The 23389-nt window shown below is 38.9% G+C and carries 26 protein-coding genes; 23 read left to right on the top strand and 3 right to left on the bottom strand.

Annotated elements, in window-relative coordinates:
* Positions 1-59 precede the first annotated feature (59 nt).
* The 4 genes from M0G43_RS06975 to dnaG all read left to right on the top strand — a co-directional run bounded on the left by M0G43_RS06975 (position 60) and on the right by dnaG (position 4588).
* Complete coding sequence (locus M0G43_RS06975) at positions 60-623, top strand: RNA polymerase sigma factor (protein ID WP_248024653.1); 564 nt, start codon at positions 60-62, stop codon at positions 621-623.
* Positions 610-1392, top strand: coding sequence for a hypothetical protein (locus M0G43_RS06970; RefSeq protein WP_248024652.1), 783 nt, complete (start codon positions 610-612; stop codon positions 1390-1392). Before M0G43_RS06975 ends, M0G43_RS06970 begins: the two co-directional genes overlap by 14 nt.
* A gap of 35 nt (positions 1393-1427) precedes the next feature.
* Complete coding sequence (locus tag M0G43_RS06965; RefSeq protein ID WP_248024651.1) at positions 1428-2486, top strand: hypothetical protein; 1059 nt, start codon at positions 1428-1430, stop codon at positions 2484-2486.
* Between the two features lie 137 nt (positions 2487-2623).
* The gene (dnaG, locus tag M0G43_RS06960) at positions 2624-4588 is read left to right on the top strand and encodes a DNA primase (RefSeq protein WP_248024650.1); all 1965 of its coding nucleotides are present in this window, start codon (positions 2624-2626) and stop codon (positions 4586-4588) included.
* Between the two features lie 2 nt (positions 4589-4590).
* Here the strand turns inward: dnaG and M0G43_RS06955 are convergent, their stop codons facing one another.
* Positions 4591-5220 (bottom strand): response regulator transcription factor, encoded by a 630-nt coding sequence (locus M0G43_RS06955; RefSeq protein WP_248024649.1) that lies wholly within the window; start codon positions 5218-5220, stop codon positions 4591-4593.
* Positions 5221-5356: 136 nt separating this feature from the next.
* Positions 5357-6145: an NAD(+) synthase gene (gene nadE / locus M0G43_RS06950; RefSeq protein ID WP_248024647.1), complete on the bottom strand. Its 789-nt coding sequence runs from the start codon at positions 6143-6145 to the stop codon at positions 5357-5359.
* Between the two features lie 105 nt (positions 6146-6250).
* On the opposite strand from nadE, the gene gldB reads away from it, so the two are divergent.
* From gldB to M0G43_RS06935, 3 genes are read left to right on the top strand one after another with little or no spacing between them, the layout of a single operon-like run.
* The gene (gene gldB, locus M0G43_RS06945) at positions 6251-7210 is read left to right on the top strand and encodes a gliding motility lipoprotein GldB (protein ID WP_248024646.1); all 960 of its coding nucleotides are present in this window, start codon (positions 6251-6253) and stop codon (positions 7208-7210) included.
* Entirely contained in the window at positions 7210-7545 is a 336-nt protein-coding gene (gldC, locus tag M0G43_RS06940; protein WP_248024645.1) for a gliding motility protein GldC, read from the top strand. The genes gldB and gldC overlap by 1 nt, the downstream gene beginning before the upstream one ends.
* A 5-nt stretch (positions 7546-7550) precedes the next feature.
* The gene (locus tag M0G43_RS06935) at positions 7551-8171 is read left to right on the top strand and encodes a DUF4230 domain-containing protein (protein WP_248024644.1); all 621 of its coding nucleotides are present in this window, start codon (positions 7551-7553) and stop codon (positions 8169-8171) included.
* Position 8172: 1 nt separating this feature from the next.
* Here M0G43_RS06935 and M0G43_RS06930 read toward each other — a convergent pair whose 3' ends face one another.
* The gene (locus tag M0G43_RS06930; RefSeq protein WP_248024643.1) at positions 8173-8478 is read right to left on the bottom strand and encodes a rhodanese-like domain-containing protein; all 306 of its coding nucleotides are present in this window, start codon (positions 8476-8478) and stop codon (positions 8173-8175) included.
* 47 nt (positions 8479-8525) lie between these two features.
* Here M0G43_RS06930 and M0G43_RS06925 point away from each other — a divergent pair, with 47 nt between their 5' ends.
* The 16 genes from M0G43_RS06925 (at position 8526) to M0G43_RS06850 (ending at position 23387) form a co-directional block, all read left to right on the top strand.
* Entirely contained in the window at positions 8526-9095 is a 570-nt protein-coding gene (locus tag M0G43_RS06925) for a TetR/AcrR family transcriptional regulator (protein ID WP_248024642.1), read from the top strand.
* A 57-nt stretch (positions 9096-9152) separates the two neighbouring features.
* Positions 9153-10226, top strand: a complete 1074-nt coding sequence (gene paaE / locus M0G43_RS06920) for a 1,2-phenylacetyl-CoA epoxidase subunit PaaE (RefSeq protein ID WP_248024641.1) — start codon at positions 9153-9155, stop codon at positions 10224-10226.
* A gap of 161 nt (positions 10227-10387) precedes the next feature.
* Positions 10388-11344: a 1,2-phenylacetyl-CoA epoxidase subunit PaaA gene (gene paaA / locus M0G43_RS06915; RefSeq protein WP_248024640.1), complete on the top strand. Its 957-nt coding sequence runs from the start codon at positions 10388-10390 to the stop codon at positions 11342-11344.
* A gap of 53 nt (positions 11345-11397) precedes the next feature.
* On the top strand, positions 11398-11685 hold the full coding sequence (gene paaB, locus M0G43_RS06910) for a 1,2-phenylacetyl-CoA epoxidase subunit PaaB (protein WP_248024639.1): 288 nt from the start codon (positions 11398-11400) through the stop codon (positions 11683-11685).
* Entirely contained in the window at positions 11685-12437 is a 753-nt protein-coding gene (paaC, locus tag M0G43_RS06905; protein ID WP_248024638.1) for a 1,2-phenylacetyl-CoA epoxidase subunit PaaC, read from the top strand. Before paaB ends, paaC begins: the two co-directional genes overlap by 1 nt.
* Positions 12438-12440: 3 nt before the next feature.
* Entirely contained in the window at positions 12441-12941 is a 501-nt protein-coding gene (gene paaD / locus M0G43_RS06900) for a 1,2-phenylacetyl-CoA epoxidase subunit PaaD (protein ID WP_248024637.1), read from the top strand.
* Between the two features lie 6 nt (positions 12942-12947).
* On the top strand, positions 12948-13328 hold the full coding sequence (locus tag M0G43_RS06895) for a VOC family protein (RefSeq protein WP_248024636.1): 381 nt from the start codon (positions 12948-12950) through the stop codon (positions 13326-13328).
* A gap of 3 nt (positions 13329-13331) precedes the next feature.
* Complete coding sequence (locus M0G43_RS06890) at positions 13332-14111, top strand: enoyl-CoA hydratase-related protein (protein ID WP_248024635.1); 780 nt, start codon at positions 13332-13334, stop codon at positions 14109-14111.
* The gene (locus M0G43_RS06885) at positions 14111-15265 is read left to right on the top strand and encodes a 3-hydroxyacyl-CoA dehydrogenase NAD-binding domain-containing protein (protein WP_248024634.1); all 1155 of its coding nucleotides are present in this window, start codon (positions 14111-14113) and stop codon (positions 15263-15265) included. Before M0G43_RS06890 ends, M0G43_RS06885 begins: the two co-directional genes overlap by 1 nt.
* Positions 15265-15675, top strand: coding sequence for a PaaI family thioesterase (locus M0G43_RS06880; protein ID WP_248024633.1), 411 nt, complete (start codon positions 15265-15267; stop codon positions 15673-15675). The genes M0G43_RS06885 and M0G43_RS06880 overlap by 1 nt, the downstream gene beginning before the upstream one ends.
* Before the next feature lie 29 nt (positions 15676-15704).
* Complete coding sequence (locus M0G43_RS06875) at positions 15705-16565, top strand: neutral zinc metallopeptidase (protein ID WP_248024632.1); 861 nt, start codon at positions 15705-15707, stop codon at positions 16563-16565.
* A 73-nt stretch (positions 16566-16638) separates the two neighbouring features.
* Positions 16639-17856: a 3-oxoadipyl-CoA thiolase gene (pcaF, locus tag M0G43_RS06870; RefSeq protein WP_248024631.1), complete on the top strand. Its 1218-nt coding sequence runs from the start codon at positions 16639-16641 to the stop codon at positions 17854-17856.
* Between the two features lie 209 nt (positions 17857-18065).
* The gene (gene paaZ / locus M0G43_RS06865) at positions 18066-20567 is read left to right on the top strand and encodes a phenylacetic acid degradation bifunctional protein PaaZ (RefSeq protein WP_248024630.1); all 2502 of its coding nucleotides are present in this window, start codon (positions 18066-18068) and stop codon (positions 20565-20567) included.
* Between the two features lie 55 nt (positions 20568-20622).
* Entirely contained in the window at positions 20623-21372 is a 750-nt protein-coding gene (locus M0G43_RS06860) for an enoyl-CoA hydratase/isomerase family protein (protein ID WP_248024628.1), read from the top strand.
* Entirely contained in the window at positions 21369-21965 is a 597-nt protein-coding gene (locus M0G43_RS06855; RefSeq protein ID WP_248024626.1) for a transferase hexapeptide repeat family protein, read from the top strand. The genes M0G43_RS06860 and M0G43_RS06855 overlap by 4 nt, the downstream gene beginning before the upstream one ends.
* 123 nt (positions 21966-22088) lie before the next feature.
* Positions 22089-23387 carry a dihydrolipoamide acetyltransferase family protein gene (locus M0G43_RS06850; RefSeq protein WP_248024624.1) on the top strand — a complete coding sequence of 433 codons (1299 nt, stop codon included), beginning with the start codon at positions 22089-22091 and terminating at the stop codon, positions 23385-23387.
* Positions 23388-23389: the final 2 nt, after the last annotated feature.

Below are 23389 nucleotides of genomic sequence, written 5' to 3'. Positions count from 1 at the left end.
AGGCAACCTTTTGTACAACTTTTGCGTCTTTGTAAATAGAAGACCTAACAAAACCGCTTTTGAAAGTTATACAGCTTCATAATAATAGCACTGAACTTATCAGTAAAGCAGCGAAAAATAATCGCGAGGCACAACACGTGCTTTACGAATTACATTCGCCAAAAATGTTGAGCGTTTGTCGCTATTATGTGAAAGATGTACAAAAAGCTGAAGAGGTGATGTTGAACGGATTTTTCAAGGCTTTTACGAATTTAAACTCTTTCAGAAACGAAGGCAATTTTGAAGGATGGTTAAGACGGATTATGGTAAGGGAAGCTATTTCGCATTTAAGACAACAAAAAAATGTGGAATTAGTGGTCGATGAATTTGAGGTGAATCACGACCATACCAATAATATCCAGACAGAAATTGAAGTTGCAGAAATTCAACAATTGATTGATGATTTGCCAGAAGGATATAAAGTGGTGTTTGTTATGTACGCGATAGAGGGTTACAAACATCAAGAAATTGCCGAGATTTTAAAAATCACAGAAGGTACTTCAAAATCTCAATTGTTTAAAGCAAGACAACTCTTGCAGCAAAAAATTAATGAACTAAATAAATCTAGCTATGGCACCAATTAAATATGAAGAGCAAATGAAGGATAAGCTCGAAAAGCGAAGCTTGCAGCCTTCGGCAGAAAGTTGGGCAACCTTGGCGAAGCGTCTTGATGAGGAGCAGCATAAAAAGAACAACTCACGTTATTGGTGGATTGGTGTTGCGGCAAGTGTGGTGGGAATTTTATTCATATCGATATTGTATTTCAATAATTCTTATGATAAAAGTCATACGCCTGCGGTGGTTGATGTAAAAAATGATGCATCTCAATCAGAAAATGTCAATGAAAAGAATCAAATTGCTGTCGATGTCACTAAAGAAGATGAAGTGGTTGCAGATGTAAAGAAGTCCAAAAATGAAAGTGTAAATAAATCTGATTCTGAAGTGATTAAAATAGATAAAAAGCATTCAGAGAAATCAATTTCCGAAGAAATTATGGTTGCTGAAATAGAAAAACCTAAACCGGAAGAATCCATCAAAGAGGTTAATGAAATAAAGAATACTACACTCACTTTTGAAAATCAAATGGTTCAAGATGTTGTGGCTCAAATCAAAAATTTGAAATCAAGCGGTAAAACAGTCACAGATACCGAAATAGATAGCTTGTTGAAACAAGCACAAAAAGAAATTTTATCTAATAGATTATATAATGAAAATACTAGAACGGTTGATGCCAATGCACTCCTTCAAGACGTTGAAGAAGATTTGCAACAATCGTTCAGGAGTAAGGTTTTTGAAGCCTTGCAATCAGGTTATGAGTCGGTAAGAACTGCAGTCGCCGAGCGTAACAATTAATGGAAAAATAATCATCAATTAAAAAACGAACAGTTATGAACACAATTACCAAATTGGTTGTGCTGGTTAGCCTATGCGTTATCTGCAGCAAGGCAAATGCACAAGACACACTCAAAGTTGCGACAAATCAATTTCAAATTGATAAGCTGCAATTGCTTAAAGAAGAGATAACAAAAGAAGAAAAAGAATATCTCAAACAGGAAGTCGAAAACATCAATGAACGATTGGAAAAGGGTGAAATTACCAAAGAGCAGGCCGATGAATTAAAGCAAGAAGCTGCAAAAAAGAGAGCTTTAAACATTGAAAATCGAATAGCTATTGTCGATAATAAAATTGCACTTCTCCAAAGAAATGAAGAGTATTATGATGAAGATGAAAGTTCTACGGAAGTTGGCATTAGCATTGGGTCTTTTTCTGGATTGAAAATAAACCGAAAAAATAAGCCTAAACAATATGATAAACGTACCACAAGTGCTCTTGTTTTTGCAATAGGATTGAATAACGCTATTATCGATGACGTAGATTTTGGCAAAACGCCATACAGCTTTAATTCTGGTTTTGTTGAATTGGGTTGGGCTTGGAAAACGCGTTTATTGAAAGAATCCAATGCCGTGAGATTGAAGTATGGATTTTCTTTTCAATGGAATAAATTTTCACCTAAAGACGACAAGTATTTTATCGAAAATGGGAATATGACTACCCTCGAAACATTTTCAGACCAATTGAAAGAATCAGAATTTAGAGTCACCAATCTGGTGGTTCCTGTGCATTTTGAATTTGGACCTTCCAAAAAGATTGAGAAAGATACCTATTTCAGATATAAAACCACAACCTCATTTAAGTTTGGTATTGGTGGTTATGCAGGTTTCAATACTGGCACGCAACAAAAACTTCGTTATAAGGAAGATGGTGACAATGTGAAGCAAAAAATCCGAAAAGATTACAACACCACAGATTTTGTGTATGGTTTAAGTGCTTATATAGGCGCAGGTGGTTTGAGCTTGTATGCCAAATATGACCTGAACACTTTGTTTAAAGATCAATTGGCCGATCAACACAATGTCTCCCTCGGAATTCGTTTCGATTTGGATTAGTGTTAATTCTGTGTTGAGTTAGTGAAAAGGGCTTGAATATTTTCAAGCTCTTTTTTTGTTCCAAATTGAATGGGGAAATCAATAATTTTTTATCCAATCACTTTATAGTATTTTTACCATCTTAAATTGATGATTTTTTGATTTCAAAATCCACCATAGAACAAGTATTTGAAACTGCCCGCGTAGAGGAGGTTATTGGTGATTTTGTCACTTTAAAAAAATCTGGAAGCAACTTCAAAGGGTTGAGTCCTTTTACAGATGAGCGTTCACCAAGTTTTATGGTGTCGCCAGTAAAACAAATTTGGAAAGATTTCAGTAGTGGAAAAGGCGGAAATGCCGTTACGTTTTTAATGGAACACGAGCATTTTACGTATCCGGAAGCAATTAAATATCTCGCAAAAAAATACAATATTGAAATTGAAGAAACCGAGCAGACCAATGAACAAAAGGAGGAAGCGAATGAACGGGAAAGTCTTTACTTGGTCAATGAATTTGCAAATGATTATTTCCAAAGAATTCTTTTAAAAACCGATCAAGGAATGGCTATCGGTTTAAGCTACTTTAAGGAAAGGGGCTTTACCAACGACACCATCAAAACGTTTAATCTTGGATATTCATTAGATGAATGGCAAGCCTTTACAGACGATGCTTTGAAGAAGGGATATCAATTGGAATTTCTTGAAAAAACAGGTCTTACCATCGTTAAAGATGATAGGCAATTCGACCGTTTTAAAGGCCGTGTGATGTTTCCAATTCATAGTATGAGCGGTCGCGTGCTTGGTTTTGGTGGTCGTATTTTGGTTACAGATAAGAAAACCGCCAAATATGTAAATTCACCCGAAAGTGATATCTATCATAAAAGCAAAATACTCTACGGATTGTTTCAAGCCAAACAAACCATTGCAAAAGAGGACAATTGCTATTTGGTTGAAGGTTATACAGATGTGATTCAATTTTATCAAAAAGGAATCAAAAATGTCGTGGCTTCTTCTGGTACTGCTTTGACACCTGAACAGATAAGGTTAGTCAATAGACTCACCAAAAATATTACCGTATTATTTGATGGTGATGCTGCTGGAATTCGAGCTTCCATTCGAGGAATCGATTTGATTTTGGAACAAGGAATGAACGTCAAGGTTGTGATGTTTCCGAATGGCGAAGATCCAGATAGTTTTGCAAGGCACAATTCACTTCAAGAATTATCAACATTTCTTGAAGAAAATTCAAAGGACTTCATTCAGTTTAAAGCTGGCTTGCTGGTTGAAGAAGCTAATAACGATCCAATCAAAAAGGCTGATACCATTCGCGACATAGTGAACAGTATTTCAAAAATTCCCGATCCTATCAAAAGGGAAATCTATATAAGAGAATGCTCTTATATTATGGATATCAGCGAAGAAGTGCTGTTCAGTACCTTGGCTCAAATCAGTAAAAAAGAACATCAAGAAGCTAACAAAAACTACAAGACGGAACAACGTGCTTTTAACGTCATCAAGCACGAAAAACCTACGAAAAAAATCAACTATCAGTATGAATTGGAACGTAAGATCATCGAAATTTTGCTACTCTATGGAAATGAAATTGAAAATTTCGAGGATTTGGTTCTTAAGGAAGATGAGACCACTGGTGAGTTAAATTTAGAACCTGTGGTTCATAAGGCAAAAGTTTTTGAAAAAATCTATTTGGACCTTCAAGAAGATGAAATGCAGTTTTCTGATGCCAATTTCAAAACTTTATATTATTCAATAATTGATACTTTGCATCATTCTGAAGATTTTCAATTGAGAGACTTCATCGGAAAACTCAATCAAGATATGGCAAATGAGGTTACCACCATTTTGATGGATGATGAGCGTTATCGTTTGCACGATTGGCAGCGCAATCATATCATTCCAAAGGAAAAAAAGGAATCTATTTCTCAATTGGTAACCCAAACAATATTGAGTTTGCGCTGTTTCTTGATTGACCAGAAAGTGGTGGAATATCAAAATGAGACTTCAAACCCTGAAACAAATATGCTTCCAATCTTGGAAGATATAAGAGATTATCTAAAGTTGAAAACTTTGCTTTCGAAAAAATTAGGAAAAGTAGTTGGTAGCTAGAACTAAGTCAACTCATTGTGCTTCGCTTGATGAATTAAGTCAACAAGGTTTGTCACATTCAACTTTTTAAATAAGCGTGCTTTATAAGTACTCACTGTTTTTTCGTTAATATCCAATTCTTCGGCAATTTCTTTGTTTTTCTTACCAATGGAAAGAAGCCTTAAAACTTCAACCTCTCGAGTTGAAAGTTTTTTGAACATTTTGCTTTTTACGTTCTTTGTGTCATGAAATTTCATGTGTTTTTCCATATCATGACTCAAATATATACCGCCTCCATAGGCTGTTTTGATAGCTTCTTTGATAACCTCCACTGATGATGATTTATGTACATACCCAGAAGCACCAGCTTTGATTGTGCTAATTGCATAGATTTCTTCAGGTTGATGGCTGAACATTATAACTTTGACGGCACTATGCTCTTTTTTTATGGCTCGCAATGCAGTGATTCCGTTAAGTTCAGGAAGATCAATTTCAGAAATAATGACATCAACCTGATGGCGTCTTACAAATTCAAAAATTTCAATACCACTAGCAATACCTCCTACGACTTCTATGTCAACATTCGTTTTAAAAAGAAGGTCTATGCCAGTTCTTACGATAGGATGAGAATCCACAATTAATATCTTAATCATGATTAAAATGTTTGTTGGTTAGTTATAACAAAAGAGTGAGAACTTAAATGTTCAATTTTAAATTTGTGGAGATTTGCTGTGTAAAAGTAAGAAAAAAAACAATAGATTGTTTATTTTGTAGCCAAAATCACAATGGTTATTTTAATTCTTTGGGGATTTCACAAATAGGTATTGGAATCATTTTATGTTGATTGTTCCTGTTAAAGCGCATAAAAATTTCAAAAGCTTTTCGTTGTCTTCCCTCAAAATCTTCTGCAGTTTTTCCTTCATCTTTCATTTCCATTGCCCATTCTAACTCTGGATATGACGCACCTATTTGGTCTTCATCGCTTCTGGCATCACCAAATAAGCCATCACTTGGAGCGGCTTTCATAATAGATTCTGGAACTTCCAAATATTCGCCAATAGTGTAAACTTCAGATTTCAAAAGGTCTGCAATTGGGCTTAAATCGACACCTCCATCACCATACTTTGTGTAAAAACCTACTCCAAAATCCTCTACTTTGTTTCCCGTTCCAGCAACCAAAAGTCCATATAAACCAGCGTGATAATATAGAGTGGTCATACGTAAGCGCGCTCTTGTATTCGCAAGTGCCATATCTATCGTAGCTTGATTGCCTTCCAGAACAACTTCGGTTTTAAATTCTTCAAACACAGGTGTCAAATCTACCAACTTATCCTCAACATTTTCAAACCGTTTTTTGAGCTGTGCTATATGTTCTTGACCTCGACTTACGTGGCTTGGTGGCTGATGGATTGGCATTTCTACACACAAAACTCTCAAACCTGTTTTGGCACAAAGGGTTGAGGTAACGGCAGAATCAATGCCGCCAGAAATTCCAATGACAAATCCATTAACCTTGGCGTTTGTGGCATAATCCTTTAGCCAATTTACGATATGGTCAACTACTTTTTCGGTCTTCATAATTAGGTATGTTTGTCGCAAAGAATAGTATCTTTGCCTAACAAAAGTAAACGAATATGATAATTTATAAAAATTAATGTCGTTTAAGTTTTTTTAGTTTCGTATATGAAGAAAATTAATCTTTTGGTAATCGTCTTGACGCTTTTGTTTTCTTGCAAAAGTGAAGACAAATTGGAGAATGAAATAACGCAAATTGATGCAGATGTGAAGGTGGAGCGTGTAGATTTAGCCTTTGCGAATGCCAAACCGTCAGAGCTTCCAAAGCTTAAAACAGCCTTTCCTTTTATCTTTTCGTCAAGAGTTCCAGATTCTCTTTGGGTCGAGCAAATGCAAGATACACTTCAGCAGGAATTATGGTCAGAAGTGAAAAAGGAATTTTCAGATTTTAAGGATGAAACAAATGATATCAGAAGTTTATTTCAACATTTAAAGTATTATGACAAAACCTTTACAGAGCCACGCGTCGTTACAGTCACGTCTTATGTAGATTACAGAAATAAAGTGTTTGTATCTGATACTATTGATGTGATTGCTCTTGATACATATTTGGGTTCAGAGCACGAATTTTATACAGATATTCCTAGGTACATCGTCCAGAATATGAACAAAAATCAGATTGTGGTTGATTTGGCCGGAGCCTATTCCCAAAGGTATATCTTCCAGTCACAGCGAAAATCTTTGTTGGATGAGATGGTATACTTTGGAAAGCAGCTTTACTTTAAGGATAAAATGATTCCGTTTAAAACCGATGTCGAAAAGATAGGTTACACTGATGAGCAATTAAGTTGGGCAGATGCCAATGAAAGTCAGATTTGGAGCTATTTTATTGAAAGGGAATTGCTATATAGTACGGATAGTTCTTTGCCCAGCCGATTTACTGCCGATGCGCCTTTTTCCAAATTCTATTTAGAGCTTGATAATGAATCTCCTGGAAGGTTGGGACAATATATTGGTTGGCAAATAGTGAGGTCCTATATGGAAAATAATGAAGTGACGTTAATGGATATGCTTCAGAAAGACGCAGAAGAAATTTTTAATAATTCAAGATATAAACCACGTAAATAATGTCAAAAAACATAAAATCAAAAATTGAATTGAATATCGAACTTGATGAAAATCGGGTTCCTGAAAAGTTGAGTTGGACAGCTCAAGATGGAGGCATCAAAAATGAAGAGGCGAAGGCAATGATGTTATCCGTTTGGGATAGCAAAGCTCAAGAAACATTGCGAATTGACCTATGGACAAAAGATATGCCTGTAGATGAGATGAAGAAGTTTTTTCATCAAACATTGGTCGAAATGAGCAATACATTTCAACGTGCCACACAAGATGAAAAAATGACAGCAACTATGCAGGATTTCTGCGATTATTTTGCCGAAAAATTAGAGTTGAAACAATGAGTTTGATGCGTAAACTTTTAATCGTTGTCATCGCAATCTTGGTGGTGCTTTTTGCTTTTAACTATGTGTTCAAAGACCGAGATAAAACCGAGATAAGGGAAAATTCTGCGCTCATTCAGGAACAAATACGGAATGTCAGCAAGTTGGTGGTGACGGAAGGTCATTTTAGTCAGGTATTTACCTATAAAAATTCGAAGGCTGTATTTGCTAACCTTGTGAATGTTGAAAAGAAAGCATTGGTGGTTGTCAATGCCGATGTCACGGTTGGTTATGATTTGAGCCAAATTCAATATGAATTGGATGAGGACACCAAAACTTTAAGAATTTTAAGTATTCCGAAAGAGGAAATTACCATCAACCCTGATTTTGAATACTATGATGTTTCGGCAGATTTTTTAAATCCGTTTGAGGCTGAAGATTACAATAAAATCAAGGACAAAGTCAAAGGGCAATTGATGAAAAAAATAGAAGCTTCAAACCTAAAATCCAATGCTCAAAACCGATTGATAAGCGAATTGGCAAAATTCTACATCCTTACAAATTCCCTAGGTTGGACACTTGAATATAAAGGAGATGTGGTTAAATCTTCAGAGGAATTCCAAAAATTGGAGAATTTTAAAGACTAATCTATAGTTGGCTTTTCAAACGCAACCATCCACCGCCATTTGTGGCAATAATATTGTTGAGGTTTAGAAATTCTGCGGCTTTAGCCGAACGCACACCGCTGGCACAACAGGTAACTACAGGCTTATTGAGTTTTTTCAATTCGTCCACGCGTGTTTCGAGCTCATCAAGTGGAATATGTTTCGCATTTTCAATATGGCCATTTTCCCATTCCTTTTGTGTTCGCACATCTAGGATGATAGCATCTTTCGCAAGTAGTTCTTTGATTTGTCTTTTTTTTACACCGAAAATAAAATCTAAAAATCCCATAGTCTGATTTTTGTATAAATTTACAACATATCTTATCATCCAAAGTCTTGAAACAAGAAAATCGTAGAGAAGAAATTATTTTAACCGCGGCAAAACTTTTTAAGGAGAAAGGCTACAGTGCTGTGACTATGCGCGATTTGGCAACTGAATTGGGCATCAAAGCTGCAAGTCTATACAATCATATCAGTTCTAAACAAGACATTTTGAAAAGCATCATTATCTCGCTTGCCGAAGACTTCACGCAAGGGATGAGTGATATCAAAAGTTCTAATGAGAGCGCTATCAATAAACTGAAGAAGATTGTGGTTTTGCACGTGCAGATAACAGCCCAAAATACCTACGGAATGGCTTCGTTGAACAATGATTGGATGCATCTGGAAAATCAGTTGGATTATTATCTTCAACTTCGGAAAAGTTACGAACGCGATTTTCTGGAAATTATCAAAACTGGGATAAAAAACAACGAAATCATCGATTCTAATCCAGAAATCGTGATGTTCTCTATCCTCTCGACCTTGCGTTCACTTTATCTTTGGATACCAAAAAAGGATGAACTAAATCGCGAGCAATTGTCGATTGAGTTGAGCGAGGTCCTAATCAACGGAATTAACAAATAGTTTTCATTTAATTTTGTAAATTTGCCATACAAACTAACAATTGTTAGTTAAAATAGTATGGCAGAATTTCACGACATAAAGGTTTCGGACATTTATAAGGAAGCAAAGGATTGCGTGGTCATTTCCTTTGATGTTCCTGAAAAATTGAAAGAAAAATTCAAATTTGTGCAAGGTCAACACTTGACTTTGAGAAAAATCATCAATGGCGAAGACGTTAGACGCAACTACTCGTTGTGTTCAAGTCCGTTGGACAACGAATGGAAAGTGGCTGTAAAAACCATTCGCGAAGGTGTTTTTTCAAATTTTGCCTATAACGAACTCAAAAAAGGGGATACGCTCCAAGTGATGGCACCTCACGGCGAATTTTTCGTAGATGTAGACGTTGCCGCGAGCAATAATTATATCGCATTTGCAGCGGGAAGCGGCATCACGCCTTTGATGTCGATTATGAAAACGCATTTGCGACAGGAGCCAAACAGCACGTTCAAGCTTTTCTACTTGAATAGAACCGTAAAATCCATTATCTTTAAAGAGGAAATCGAACAACTTAAAAATGAGTTCTTTGGCAGGTTCCAGGTATTTCATTTTTTGACAAAAGAGCATCGCGATATTCCATTTTTGAATGGTCGTTTTGACAAAGAAAAAATGCAAGTCCTGACCAAAACGTTCATCGACATCGAAGACACGGCGCACGCGTTCATTTGCGGTCCACAAGATATGATTTTCTTAATTCGAGACGAATTGCAAGCCGCAGGACTGCCAAAGGCAAAAATTCATTACGAACTATTTTTTACAGGCAGTTCAGAAGAGGAAAATAAAAGAATCGCTGAAGTCCTCGAGCAAAGAATCGACGGTACAAAAGTCACCATTATTGATGGCGGCAAAGAGTTCCATTTCATTATGGATGATGATTTCGACAATATCCTCGATGGCGCTCTGGCCGCTGGTGCCGATTTGCCGTTCGCCTGCAAGGGTGGTGTTTGCAGCACCTGCAAGTGTCAGATCAAGGAAGGTTCGGTCAAGATGAAAAAAAATTACGCATTGGAAGACAAGGAAGTTGCACAAAATTTTGTGTTGAGCTGCCAAGCGGTGCCCACGAGCGAAAATGTGGTTGTTGATTTCGACGTGTAAAATTAAAATATTGATTTGGTCGTTACCCTAAAGGGTCAGGCTGTCGGCAGTCGCTCTCTTCGAGGAGCTCCAACAATGCCTCAATCCTTAACGCGCCAACAGCTAAAAAAAGGAAGTTCAACACGCTAAAGGCCAAAAGCCAATAGCCAAAAGCTAAAAAAATGAGTGAAGAACAAATAAAAAATTTAGAGAAACAGTTCGAAGAACGTATCGCACGCGATGAAAAAATCGAACCGAAAGACTGGATGCCAGAAAAGTATCGTCAAACGCATATTAGGCAAATGTCGCAGCACGCACATTCCGAAATCGTTGGGATGCTCCCTGAAGGCAACTGGATAACCCGAGCACCTTCGTTACGAAGAAAAGTCGCTTTATTGGCGAAAGTTCAAGATGAAGCAGGCCACGGATTGTATCTCTATTCCGCAACCGAAACCTTGGGCATTTCCCGAGATGAATTGTATGAACAATTGCATACAGGTAAGGCAAAATATTCCTCCATTTTCAATTATCCAACATTGACTTGGGCAGATATGGGAGCCATTGGTTGGTTGGTCGATGGTGCTGCCATCATCAATCAAGTGCCATTGTGCAGCACGTCTTATGGACCGTATGCACGAGCGATGATTCGTGTGTGCAAAGAAGAAAGTTTTCACCAACGCCAAGGATATGAAATAATGATAAAATTGGCAAACGGCACACCAGAACAGAAAGAAATGGCGCAAGATGCGCTGAATCGTTGGTGGTGGCCAAGTTTGATGATGTTGGGTCCAACCGATGCCGAATCTATTCATACAGAACAGTCAATGAAATGGAAATTGAAACGCAAATCAAATGACGAATTGCGTCAGCAGTTCATTGACCAAACGGTTCCGCAAGCGGATTTGATTGGATTGACCATTCCAGACCCAAATTTAAAATGGAACGAAGAGCGTCAAAGCTATGATTTCGGTGAGATTGATTGGGACGAATTTTGGCAAGTGGTCAAAGGCCACGGACCGATGAACAAAGAACGAATGAAGGCCAGAGTAGGGGCTTGGGAACGTGGTGAATGGGTTCGCGATGCGGCGATGGCTTATGCCGAAAAACAACAAGATAGAAAAGAGAAGCAAGTAGTGTAATCCTCTGTCCGTTCGAGCGGAGTCGAGAACTATTGAATAGAAAAAACGAAATTATGGCAACAAAAAATTGGCCTTTATGGGAAGTCTTCGTAAGAAGCAAAAACGGATTGGAACATCGTCACTTCGGAAGTTTGCACGCAGCTGATGCGGAAATGGCCTTGGAAAATGCACGTGACGTTTACACCAGGCGAAATGAAGGTGTTAGCATTTGGGTGGTCGAATCAAAATACATTACAGCATCAAATCCAGAGCATAACGGGGAACTGTTCGAACCAGCTCAAGATAAAGTCTATCGTCATCCCACTTTTTATGATTTGCCGGATGAAGTAAAACATATGTGATGAAAGAAAATCTATATAATTACATCCTCCAAATAGCCGACAATTCCCTGATTCTCGGTCAGCGAATGGGTGAGCTTTGTGGTCACGGTCCAAGTTTGGAAACAGACATTGCCTGTACCAATATTTCTTTGGATTTGTTCGGCCAAGTGCGAAGCTATTATCAATACGCAGCCAAAATTGCTGCTGATGGACGCACCGAAGATGATATTGCGATGTTGCGCAAGGAACGAGATTATCTGAATATTCTTCTTGTGGAGCAGCCCAATACCGATTTTGGTTATACGATGGCTAGACAATTTCTATTTGACGTGTATCATCTGCTGTTTTTAAAAGAACTTGAAAAAAGTAAGGATTTGATTCTTTCTGCAATCGCTACAAAGTCAATAAAAGAAGTGACGTATCATCAACGTTTTTCTTCAGATTGGATAAAACGTTTGGGTGATGGTACAGAAGAAAGTCACGAAAGAATTCAAAATGCCATTAATGATTTATGGACCTATACAGACGAGCTTTTTCGTTTATCAGAAGTTGATGAAGAAATGCTTGAAGAAGGTGTTGCTGTGGATATTTCGAAATTAAAAAATGGCTATTACCAAAAAGTATCTGATGTTTTAGAGGAAGCAACCTTGACCGTTCCGGAATCCAAATATTTCCAAAAAGGCGGGAAGCAAGGCATTCATACAGAACATATGGGTTATCTGCTTGCCGATTTACAATATATGCAACGAGCTTATCCAAATATGGAGTGGTAATCTATGACGATAACAGAACAACATATAGACAAACTCTTAATCCCAATTTTGGAGCAAGTTTCTGACCCAGAAATTCCAGTGCTTTCCATTATGGATATGGGTGTTGTGCGTTCTGCAATCATTGAAAATGGCGTTGCAAAGATTGAGATAACTCCGACGTACAGTGGTTGTCCTGCGATGGATGTCATTGGTGATGATATCAAAAAAGCTCTAAAAGAAGCTGGTTACGAATCAGAAATTGATTTGATTTTGTCTCCTGCTTGGACGACTGATTGGATAACACCAAAAGGAAGAAAAGCTTTGGAAAATTACGGCATTGCAGCACCTTTGGAGGCAGAAGCAGATAAAGATGCACTTTTAGGAAATAAAAAAATAGTAAAATGTACTAATTGTGGTTCAACGAATACGCGCTTGGTCAGTCAATTTGGTTCAACGGCTTGCAAAGCACAATTTCAGTGCAACGATTGCCAAGAACCTTTTGATTATTTTAAATGTTTGAAATAAAAATTTATGGATAAATCTTCAATGTTAGGATTGCGAACCGTTGTGTATATGGTTGATGATTTGGAAAAAGCCAAAGAATGGTATATGAAAGCCTTTAATGCCGAACCTTATTATGACACACCGTATTATGTGGGTTTTAACATTGCAGGCTATGAGTTGGGATTGCATCCAAAGGAAAAAGCGAAAGGTATTGATAATGGTACCGTTTTATCTTACTGGGGCGTTGAAGATGTTCATAAAACCTATAAAAACTTAATCGATTTAGGTGCCACCAAACACGAAGAGCCCAATAATGTAGGTGGTGAAATTGAACTTGCAACCGTATATGACCCTTGGAAAAATATCATCGGTATTATCTATAATCCTGAATTTAAACTCCCAAATTAATTTATGAGCTCTATTCTTTTAAAAATCGAAAATAATATTGCGACCATTACCCTCAACCGACCAGAAGTCTTCAACAGTTTTAATCGTGAGATGGCGTTTAGGCTTCAGGATACATTCGATTCTTGTGAGAAAGATGAGCAAGTTCGCGCCATTGTCCTAACAGGAAATGGAAAGGCTTTTTGTGCTGGACAAGATTTGAAGGAAGTGACTTCGCCAGAACTCAACCCTGGATTTAAAAAAATCTTGGATGAACATTACAACCCAATTATTTCCAGAATTAGACATATCAAGAAACCAATTATTGCGGCAGTCAATGGTGTTGCGGCAGGAGCAGGAGCAAATATTGCATTGGCTTGTGATGTTGTGTTGGCTCACGAGAATGTCAGTTTAATTCAGGCTTTTAGTTTGATTGGTTTGATTCCTGATAGCGCTGGCACATTCTTTTTACCGAGATTGATTGGTTTTCAAAAAGCATCGGCATTGGCTATGTTGGGGGACAAAATTTCCGCAGAAGAAGCCGAACGTATGGGAATGATTTACAAAGTGATTCCTCAAGAACATTTTGAAACCGAAGTTGAAAAATTGGCCTTCAAATTAGCTAATTTACCCACTCTTGCATTGGGAAAAATGAAAGATGCCTTGAATCAGTCACTAACCAATAATTTGGAACAACAACTGAAATTGGAATCAAAATTACAGATTGAAGCCGCACAAACCGAAGACTATGCAGAAGGTGTAGCAGCATTCGTAGAAAAAAGAAAGCCTAATTTTAAAGGAAAATAATGAAGGTAGGAATCATAGGAAGCGGAACAATGGGAAGTGGCATTGCACAGGTTGCTGCTACTGATGGTTGTGGGGTGAAATTATTTGATACGAATAATACAGCTTTAGACAAGGCTAAAACATCGCTCGAAAAGATTTTAGCTCGATTGGTTGAAAAGGGAAAGATCAATTCAGAAGAAAAATCTAGAATTCAAAACAACATTTCGTACGTCAACAATCTAAAAGATTTATCGGATTCCGATTTGACTATTGAGGCCATTGTAGAAAATCTAGAAATCAAAAAGAAAGTTTTCTCGGAATTGGAAACGTATGTGTCTGATGATTGCATCATCGCTTCAAATACGTCAAGCTTATCCATCGCATCTATCGCATCAGCTTTACAAAAACCAGAACGTTGCATCGGAATCCATTTTTTCAATCCAGCGCCTTTGATGGCATTGGTAGAGGTCATTCCAGCCATTCAAACATCAAAAGAAGTTTTAGAAAAATCGGTTCAAACCATTTCTGATTGGAAAAAAACAGTTGCTGTTGCAAAGGACACGCCAGGATTCATCGTCAATCGCGTGGCACGCCCTTTTTATGGCGAGTCATTAAGAATCTATGAAGAAGGCATTGCCGATTTTGCCACCATTGACCATAGTTTAAAAACTTTAGGAGGTTTCCGTATGGGACCATTCGAGCTAATGGATTTTATTGGTAATGATGTTAACTACACAGTTACCGAAACCGTTTTTGCAGCATTTTATTTTGACCCAAGATATAAGCCAAGTTTCACTCAAAAGCGTTTTTCTGAAGCAGGTTATCTAGGCAGAAAATCAGGAAAAGGCTATTATGATTATTCGGAAGGTGCTATTCAACCAACCCCAAAAGAAGATAAAGAATTAGCACAACAAATATTTGATAGAGTCTTGATTATGCTTATTAATGAAGCAGCGGATGCTTTATTCTTAAACATAGCTTCAGCTAAAGATATTGACAATGCTATGACAAAAGGTGTCAATTATCCAAAGGGATTATTGGCTTGGGCAGATGAAAAAGGCATCGATTGGTGCGTTTCAAAAATGGATGAATTATATAATGAATATCACGAAGATAGATACCGTTGCAGTCCTCTATTGAGGAAAATGAAAGCAGAAAACAAAATATTTTTTTGATGCAAGGAGAAAAAATTCCATATCAAATGTTGTCGCTCGATGTTTACAGCCAATGGCTCGGTATTGAAATCCTAGAATGTGAAATCGGTCGCTGCAAAGTTGCTATGACAGTCAGGAAAGAAATGCTCAACAGTATGGGAAAAGCGCACGGTGGCATCAGTTATTCGCTTGCAGATACGGCTTTTGGTTTTGCGGCCAACACACACGGTAAATTTGCGGTGTCCATCGAAACGAGCATCAATCACATAGAGGCGCTGAATGAAGGTGATTATTTGGTGGCAGAATCAGTGATTGAAAAAGTGAATAACAAGTTGGGTTTTAATATTATTGAAGTGAAAAGAGACGAGGAATTGGTAGCGCTTTTTAAAGGTGTGGTTTATAGAACCCAAAAAGATTGGAAGGAAGTTTAACATCAACATAACTCTAAAACAAAACTATTATGAAAAGACAAGACAACAGAAAAAGCGGGAATTTGGAAGACCGTCGTGGTATGAGTTCCAAGGGTAAATTGGCCGCTGGTGGAGGTGTCATTGCTGTGGTTGTAATTCTGTTACAGCTTTTTGGTGGTGAAACAGGTCAGCAATTAGCACCAGTATTAAATCAAATCAATCAAGGGCAACAATCAGGACAAGTTGAGCAAAGGGAATTAACGCCTCAAGAACTGGAAACGCAAGATTTTATGGACGATATTTTAGTATATACCGAAGACACATGGAATCAAATTTTCAGAGAAAATAATCTCGGAACTTACAAAGAACCAACTATGGTATTGTTCACTGATGCTGTGTCAACAGGTTGCGGAAATGCAAGCTCGGCATCAGGACCTTTTTATTGTCCAGCTGACCAAAAATTGTACATGGATTTAGCATTTTTCGAGGAGTTAAAGTCTCGTTTTGGAGCAAAAGGTGGTGATTTCGCCATCGCTTATGTGACAGCCCATGAAATTGGTCATCATATCCAAACACTTTTGGGTACTTCTCAAAAAGTGAGACAATTACAACAACAAACAAACCAAACACGCGCTAATGAATTGTCAGTAGCACAGGAGTTACAAGCTGATTTTTATGCAGGTGTTTGGGCATCCAGAAACAAAAGCATTTTGGAAGAAGGAGATATTGATGAAGCTTTGAGTGCAGCAAACGCAGTTGGTGATGATGCCATCCAACGAAAAACACAAGGCTCTGTAAATCCGGACAGCTTTACGCACGGCACATCAGAACAACGTAAATACTGGTTTATGAGAGGTTATAAAACAGGGGATATCCGACAAGGAGATACCTTTTCGGAATTGTTAAATTAAACTATAAAAATATTAATTTGAGATTGAAGTCTCAATTTCAACTTCAATTTCAACTTCAATTTCAACTTCATAAATGGAAGCATATATCATAGACGGCATTCGAACACCAATAGGAAGCTATCAAGGCACATTGTCAGCTGTAAGAACGGATGATTTGGCAGCTTTGGTGATTGAAGAAATCGTCAAACGAAATCCAAACATACCTAAAGACGCTTATGACGATGTCATTTTGGGTTGTGCCAATCAGGCAGGAGAAGACAATCGTAATGTGGCAAGAATGGCGTCTTTATTGGCAGGTTTGCCATTTTCAGTGCCCGGTGAAACCGTCAATCGTTTGTGTAGTTCTGGGTTGTCCGCTATCATTCACGCCAATCGTGCCATAAAAGCTGGTGATGGCGATGTGTTTATCGCTGGTGGTGTCGAAAATATGACACGCGGACCTTACGTCGTGGCAAAACCATCAAGCGCTTTTGGTACCGATGCCAAAATGTACGATTCCAGTTTTGGATGGCGATTTGTCAATCCGAAAATGCACGAAATGTACGGTACAGATGGAATGGGGCAAACAGCCGAAAATCTCGTTGTGAAATACAACATTTCACGTGAAGACCAGGATAAATTTGCTTATTGGAGCCAGATGAAAGCTTCAAAAGCCCAAGAAAACGGACGTTTGGCAAAAGAAATCACAACGGTCGAAATTCCGCAACGCAAAAAAGAACCCATCAAATTTTCAAAAGACGAATTTGTAAAACCTAATACCACTTTGGAGGTCCTTGCAAAACTGCGAGGCGCTTTCAAAAAAGAAGGTGGCAGCGTCACGGCAGGCAATTCTTCAGGATTGAATGATGGCGCGGCGGCGACCATTATTGCATCTGAAGAAGCAGTAAAAAAATACAATCTCAAACCATTGGCTCGCATCGTCACTTCGGCTGTGGTTGGTGTTGAGCCTCGCATTATGGGCATTGGTCCAGTTGAGGCTTCTAACAAGGCTCTCGCAAAAGCTGGCTTGACAATGGAAGATATGGACATAATCGAATTGAATGAAGCTTTTGCCGCTCAAGCCTTGGCGTGCACAAGAGCTTGGGGACTCAAGGATGACGACCCAAGATTGAATCCGAACGGCGGCTCCATCGCCATAGGCCATCCGCTCGGCGTTACAGGAACGCGCATTGCGTACTCCGCTGCGCTCGAGTTGCAAGAAACTGGAAAACGCTATGCATTGGTCACGATGTGCATTGGCGTTGGGCAAGGATATGCGTGCGTAATCGAGAATGCAAATTATCATAAATAGTTGGGCGTTACCACAAGGGTCGGGCTTTCGTCAGTCGCTCTCTTCGAGGAGCTCCAACAATGCCTCAATCCCTAACGCAGAGGGAAAGTTAAATAAAGTATGGTAGATTGAAAATTTCAATTCTTCAATCTAAAACAATAGATAATGAACAAGATACAACATATTGTTTCCGTGAAAACGGAAATCTCTTTAAATAAAGCAAAAGGCTTATGAGAAAGATTGAACATTATGTAAAAGGTAATTGGACCACAGGAACAGAAGAAGGTGCACCTGTGTTGGATGCCATCACTGGTGAAGCTTTTGCGAGTGTCGCCATAGAAGGTTTGGACATTCCCGAAATTCTTCAATATGGAAGAACAAAAGGAGATACGCTGCGAAAAATGACCTTTCAAGAGCGCGGCAATATGCTCAAAAGTCTGGCATTGTATCTTACCAAACGAAAAGAGCAATTCTACGAATTAAGTTACAGAACAGGTGCCACACGCATCGATAGCTGGATTGATATCGAAGGTGGATTTGGCAATTTGTTCGCCAATGCCTCGTTGAGAAAATTATTTCCCAATCAACCCTATCACGTAGAAGGCGACCCGATTGATTTGTCTCGTGGCGGACGTTTTATGGCACATCACATTATGGTGCCAAAAAAGGGTGTAGCTGTGCATATCAACGCGTTTAATTTCCCGGTTTGGGGAATGTTGGAAAAGTGTGCAGTGAATTGGATGGCTGGTGTTCCTGCGGTGGTTTTGCCTGCACCTTCGTCGTCGTATTTGGCAGAAGCTGTTGCAAGGGAAATCATCAATTCAGGAATTTTACCAGAAGGCGCACTGCAAATCATCAACGGAACCGTCAAAACCATTTTGGATTCTGTGGAATCACAAGATGTGGTGACCTTTACAGGTTCGGCTGCAACAGGTAGATTGCTCAAAGTGCATCCAAGGTTGATTCAGGAATCAGTTCCGTTTACGATGGAAGCCGATTCATTGAATGCTTCTGTTTTGGGTGAAGATGCCATTCCTGGAACTCCAGAATTTGATTTGTTCATCAAAGAAGTTCGCAACGAAATGACCGTAAAATGTGGACAAAAATGTACCGCCATCCGCAGAATCATCGTTCCTGAAAACCGAGTAGAGGATGTTCAGATTGCCCTAGGCAAGGCACTTGATAAAGTCACCATTGGTGACCCACGATTGAAAGAAGTTAGAATGGGTTCGTTGATTAGCCGTCAGCAAGTGGAAGCTGTTCATAAATCGGTTCAGGATATTGCCAAGGAAGCCCAAATCGTCTACGGAAATCTAGATAAAATTGATTCCATAGGTGCTGATGCCAAAAAAGGAGCTTTCGTCAGTCCGATTCTACTGCGTGCAGACCATCCATTTGAAAGCAAAGCAGTACACGAGCGTGAGGCTTTTGGACCTGTAAGCACCATTATGCCTTATAAAACCTTGGACGAAGCAATTCAATTGGCGCAAATGGGTAAAGGCTCTTTGGTATCATCCATCGCCACCAATGATGACAAAATTGCCAAAGACTATGTGGTAAATGCCGCGTCTCATCATGGACGTATTCTGGTTTTGAACAGAGAAAGTGCCAAACAAAGTACAGGTCACGGTTCGCCATTACCGCTTTTGGTTCACGGTGGACCAGGACGTGCTGGAGGTGGAGAGGAAATGGGTGGTTTGAGAGGCATCAAACATTATTTGCAGCGTACCGCCATTCAAGGTTCGCCTACAACATTGACTGAAATTACAGGAATTTATCAGCCAAATGCTGTATACAAAGAAGCAGAGCAGCATCCTTTTAAATATCACTGGGAAGATATTCAACCTGGAATGTCACTCAAAACGCATAAACGCACTTTAACAGATACGGATATTATCAATTTTGCAAATGTCACTTGGGACCATTTTTATGCCCACACCGATATAACATCGTTAGACGGGAGTATTTTCAAAAAACGCACAGCTCATGGCTATTTCATCATTTCAGCAGCCGCAGGATTGTTTGTTTATCCAAATAAAGGGCCAGTTGCCGCCAATTATGGATTGGAAGAGTGTCGATTCCTTCGACCGTTGTATCATAACGATACGATTTATGTGCGTCTAACTTGCAAGCAAAAAATGGATAGAGATGTCGCTTCCGCAGAACATCCAAGTGGAATTGTAAAATGGTTTGTTGAGGTTTTTGATGCAGAAAATGAATTGGTCGCAGTTGCAACCATTCTGACGATGGTTCAGAAAAAGCAGGAGGTTTTTGTAGAAATGACTGATGGAAAAATAGAAGAATGTTTGTCGAAATTGAACGAAAACAGCAAACCAAGTTGGGGCATTATGACGCCACAGCATATGCTCGAACATTTGGAATACACTTATAAAATTGCTTCTGGCGAAATTCAGGATTTTGACATTGCCACACCAGAAAAGATTTTGGAAAAAGTTCACGCAAGTCTCTATAACTATGAGAAGTTTCCAAAGAACACTAATTTCCCTTTGTTGGAAAAAAATAAATTGGACGATTTAAAACATCCCGATTTAGAAACCGCAAAACAAAAATTCAAGGAACAACGAGCAAAATATTTGGAGTTTTTCAAGGAGCATCCAGATGCAAAACTCAAAAACTTGGTGTTTGGTGAGCTCAATCGTTATGAGTCCTATCTCTTGGAACGAAAACACTTGAATCATCATTTCGAGCAATTCGGATTAATTGACAATTAAAAAATGGAATTTAAAGCAATGTCTTTGTTCTTGATACTAACATCTTAATTCTAATATGGAATCATACGTAAAAACAAAAAACAAAAGTGGAGTAGGCTATATCGAATTTTTCCACCCTGCACATAACTCTCTACCGAGTCAAGTCTTGTCTGAACTCGCTAGAGCTATTGCAAATGCAGGCGAAGACGACAGCATCAAAGTTATTGTGCTTCAAAGTGGAGGTGACCGCACATTCTGTGCCGGCGCAAGTTTTGAAGAACTTGTTTCAATTACCAACGAAGATGAAGGAAAGCTGTTTTTCTCTGGATTTGCCAATGTCATTAACGCAATGCGAAAATGTCCAAAGTTCATAATCGGTAGAGTTCAAGGAAAAACCGTTGGCGGTGGTGTTGGCCTTGCAGCAGCCACCGACTTTTGTATGGCTACCAAGTTCGCTGATATTAAATTGAGTGAATTGAACGTTGGCATTGGACCATTTGTTGTAGGGCCAGCTGTCCGAAGAAAATTGGGTGTCAGTGCAATGTCGCAGATTGCTATGGATGCTGATTCATTTTATTCGGCAAATTGGGCAATGGAAAAGGGACTATACGCAAAAGTATTTGATACTACCGAAGAATTGGATGCCGCCGTAACCGCTTTTACAGAAAAATTAAAAGGCTACAATCCAAAGGCAATGTCAGAAATGAAGAATATGTTTTGGCGTGAAACTGAAGATTGGGACCAACTTTTAGTACAGAGAGCAAAAATCAGCGGAAGATTAGTGTTGAGTGAGTTCACGAAAGAGAAATTGAAACAATATAAATGATTTACGCATTTAACGGCTACATCCCAGTTGTTCACGAGAGCAGTTTTGTGCACCCTTTGGCAGCGGTTACTGGCAATGTCATCATCGGCAAAAACTGTTACATCGGGCCAGGAGCAGCCATTCGTGGCGATTGGGGACAGATTATTTTGGAAGATGGTGTGAATGTTCAGGAAAACTGTACCGTTCATATGTTTCCAGGAAAATCAATTACACTAAAGGAAAGCGCTCACGTTGGTCACGGTGCGGTCATTCACGGCGCGCATTTGGGCAAAAACTGCCTCATCGGGATGAATTCCGTCATTATGGATGACGCAGAAATTGGTGATGAATGCATCGTTGGCGCTATGAGTTTCGTTAAGGCTGAAGAGAAATTCCCGAGACGTAAATTGATAGTAGGCAATCCGGCGAAAGCCATCAAAGATATTTCAGATGAGATGATTGCCTGGAAAACCAAAGGTACGCAGCTGTATCAGCAGTTACCAGCAGAATGTCACGACACATTGCGAATGGTTGAACCGTTGAGAGAGATTCCAGAGAATATGAAAGTCCAAGAAGGTATTTATGATACGCTTCGTGATTTTATGAAACAATAGTTGGGCGTTACCACAAGGGTCGCGCTTTCACTACTCGCTTCCCGACGAAAAGTTGGGAGAGTTCAAACAAGCCGTTCAATCGCTAACGCAATTTGGAACTGAAAAAGAAAATTAAAATATAAAATGTCAAAATTTGACTTAAAAATGCCCAAAATGGGCGAATCGATAACCGAAGGCACCATCATCAACTGGCTCGTCAACGAAGGCGACAGTTTTGAGGAAGGCGATATCCTTTTGGAAGTCGCCACAGATAAAGTTGACAACGAAGTTCCTGCACCAGCTGCTGGAACCTTGAAGAAAACACTTTTCAAAGCAAAAGACGTTGTACCTGTTGGAGAGATAATTGCACTTCTTGAAGTTTCAGAAGGAGCTCAATCTAAAAAAGAAACCGTCATTCCGAGCAAAGCGAAGGAATCTCATCAAGAAAAAACAAAGGTTACTAAACCAAAACCGATATCCAGCCCTTCAAGTTCAACTTCATATTCAGTTTCAAATTCGAACACGTTTTTTTCCCCATTAATCCAAAAAATAGCAAAGGAACACCACATCGGTTTTGAAGAGTTGGCACGAATTCCAGCAACAGGAACTGAAGGCAGATTGCGTAAAAGTGACGTGTTCGCTTATATCGAAGATGGTCGTCCATATAAGTTTGCCCAACCATTTCAACAAGACCCTACAGCATATCGAATTCCGCAGTTGAATTTAGACAAAGGCACAGGAAAAATCATCAAGATGGACCGAATGCGGCAGATGATTGCCGACCATATGGTGTATTCCAAACATACATCGCCTCACGTCACAGCCTACGTGGAAGCCGATTTGACTGATATGGTCAATTGGAGGAATGCCAATAAGGAAGCGTTTCAGAAGAAATACAATGAGAAATTGACCTTCACACCTTTATTTGTGGAAGCGGTTGTAAAAGCTATTAAAGATTTTCCGAATATCAATGCTTCTGTTGATGGTGAAAATATCATCGTAAAAGAACATATCAATATTGGAATGGCGACTGCTTTGCCAAGTGGAAACTTGATTGTTCCAGTTGTGAAAAACGCGGATCAGAAAGACTTGAAATCATTGGCAGAAAATGTGAACGAATTGGCCACTAAAGCGCGAGATAACAAATTGGCTGCCGATGATATCAAAGGAAGTACGTTTACAATTTCGAATGTTGGAACCTTTGGTAGTGTGATGGGAACACCTATTATCAATCAGCCGGAAGTAGCCATTTTGGCCTTGGGAATTATCAAAAAACGAGCGGAAGTTATCGAAACTGATAAAGGTGATGACATTGCCATTCGCAGTATGATGTATCTGTCCTTGTCGTTTGACCATCGTGTTGTGGATGGTTATTTGGGAGGCAGTTTTTTAAGACGTGTTGCCGATTACCTTGAAAAATTTGATTTAAAAAGAAAAATTTGATT

Origin of the sequence: Subsaxibacter sp. CAU 1640 (assembly GCF_023156585.1) — a bacterium.
GTDB lineage: Bacteria > Bacteroidota > Bacteroidia > Flavobacteriales > Flavobacteriaceae > JBPOFM01.
This window is presented reverse-complemented; position numbering and strand designations above follow the sequence as displayed.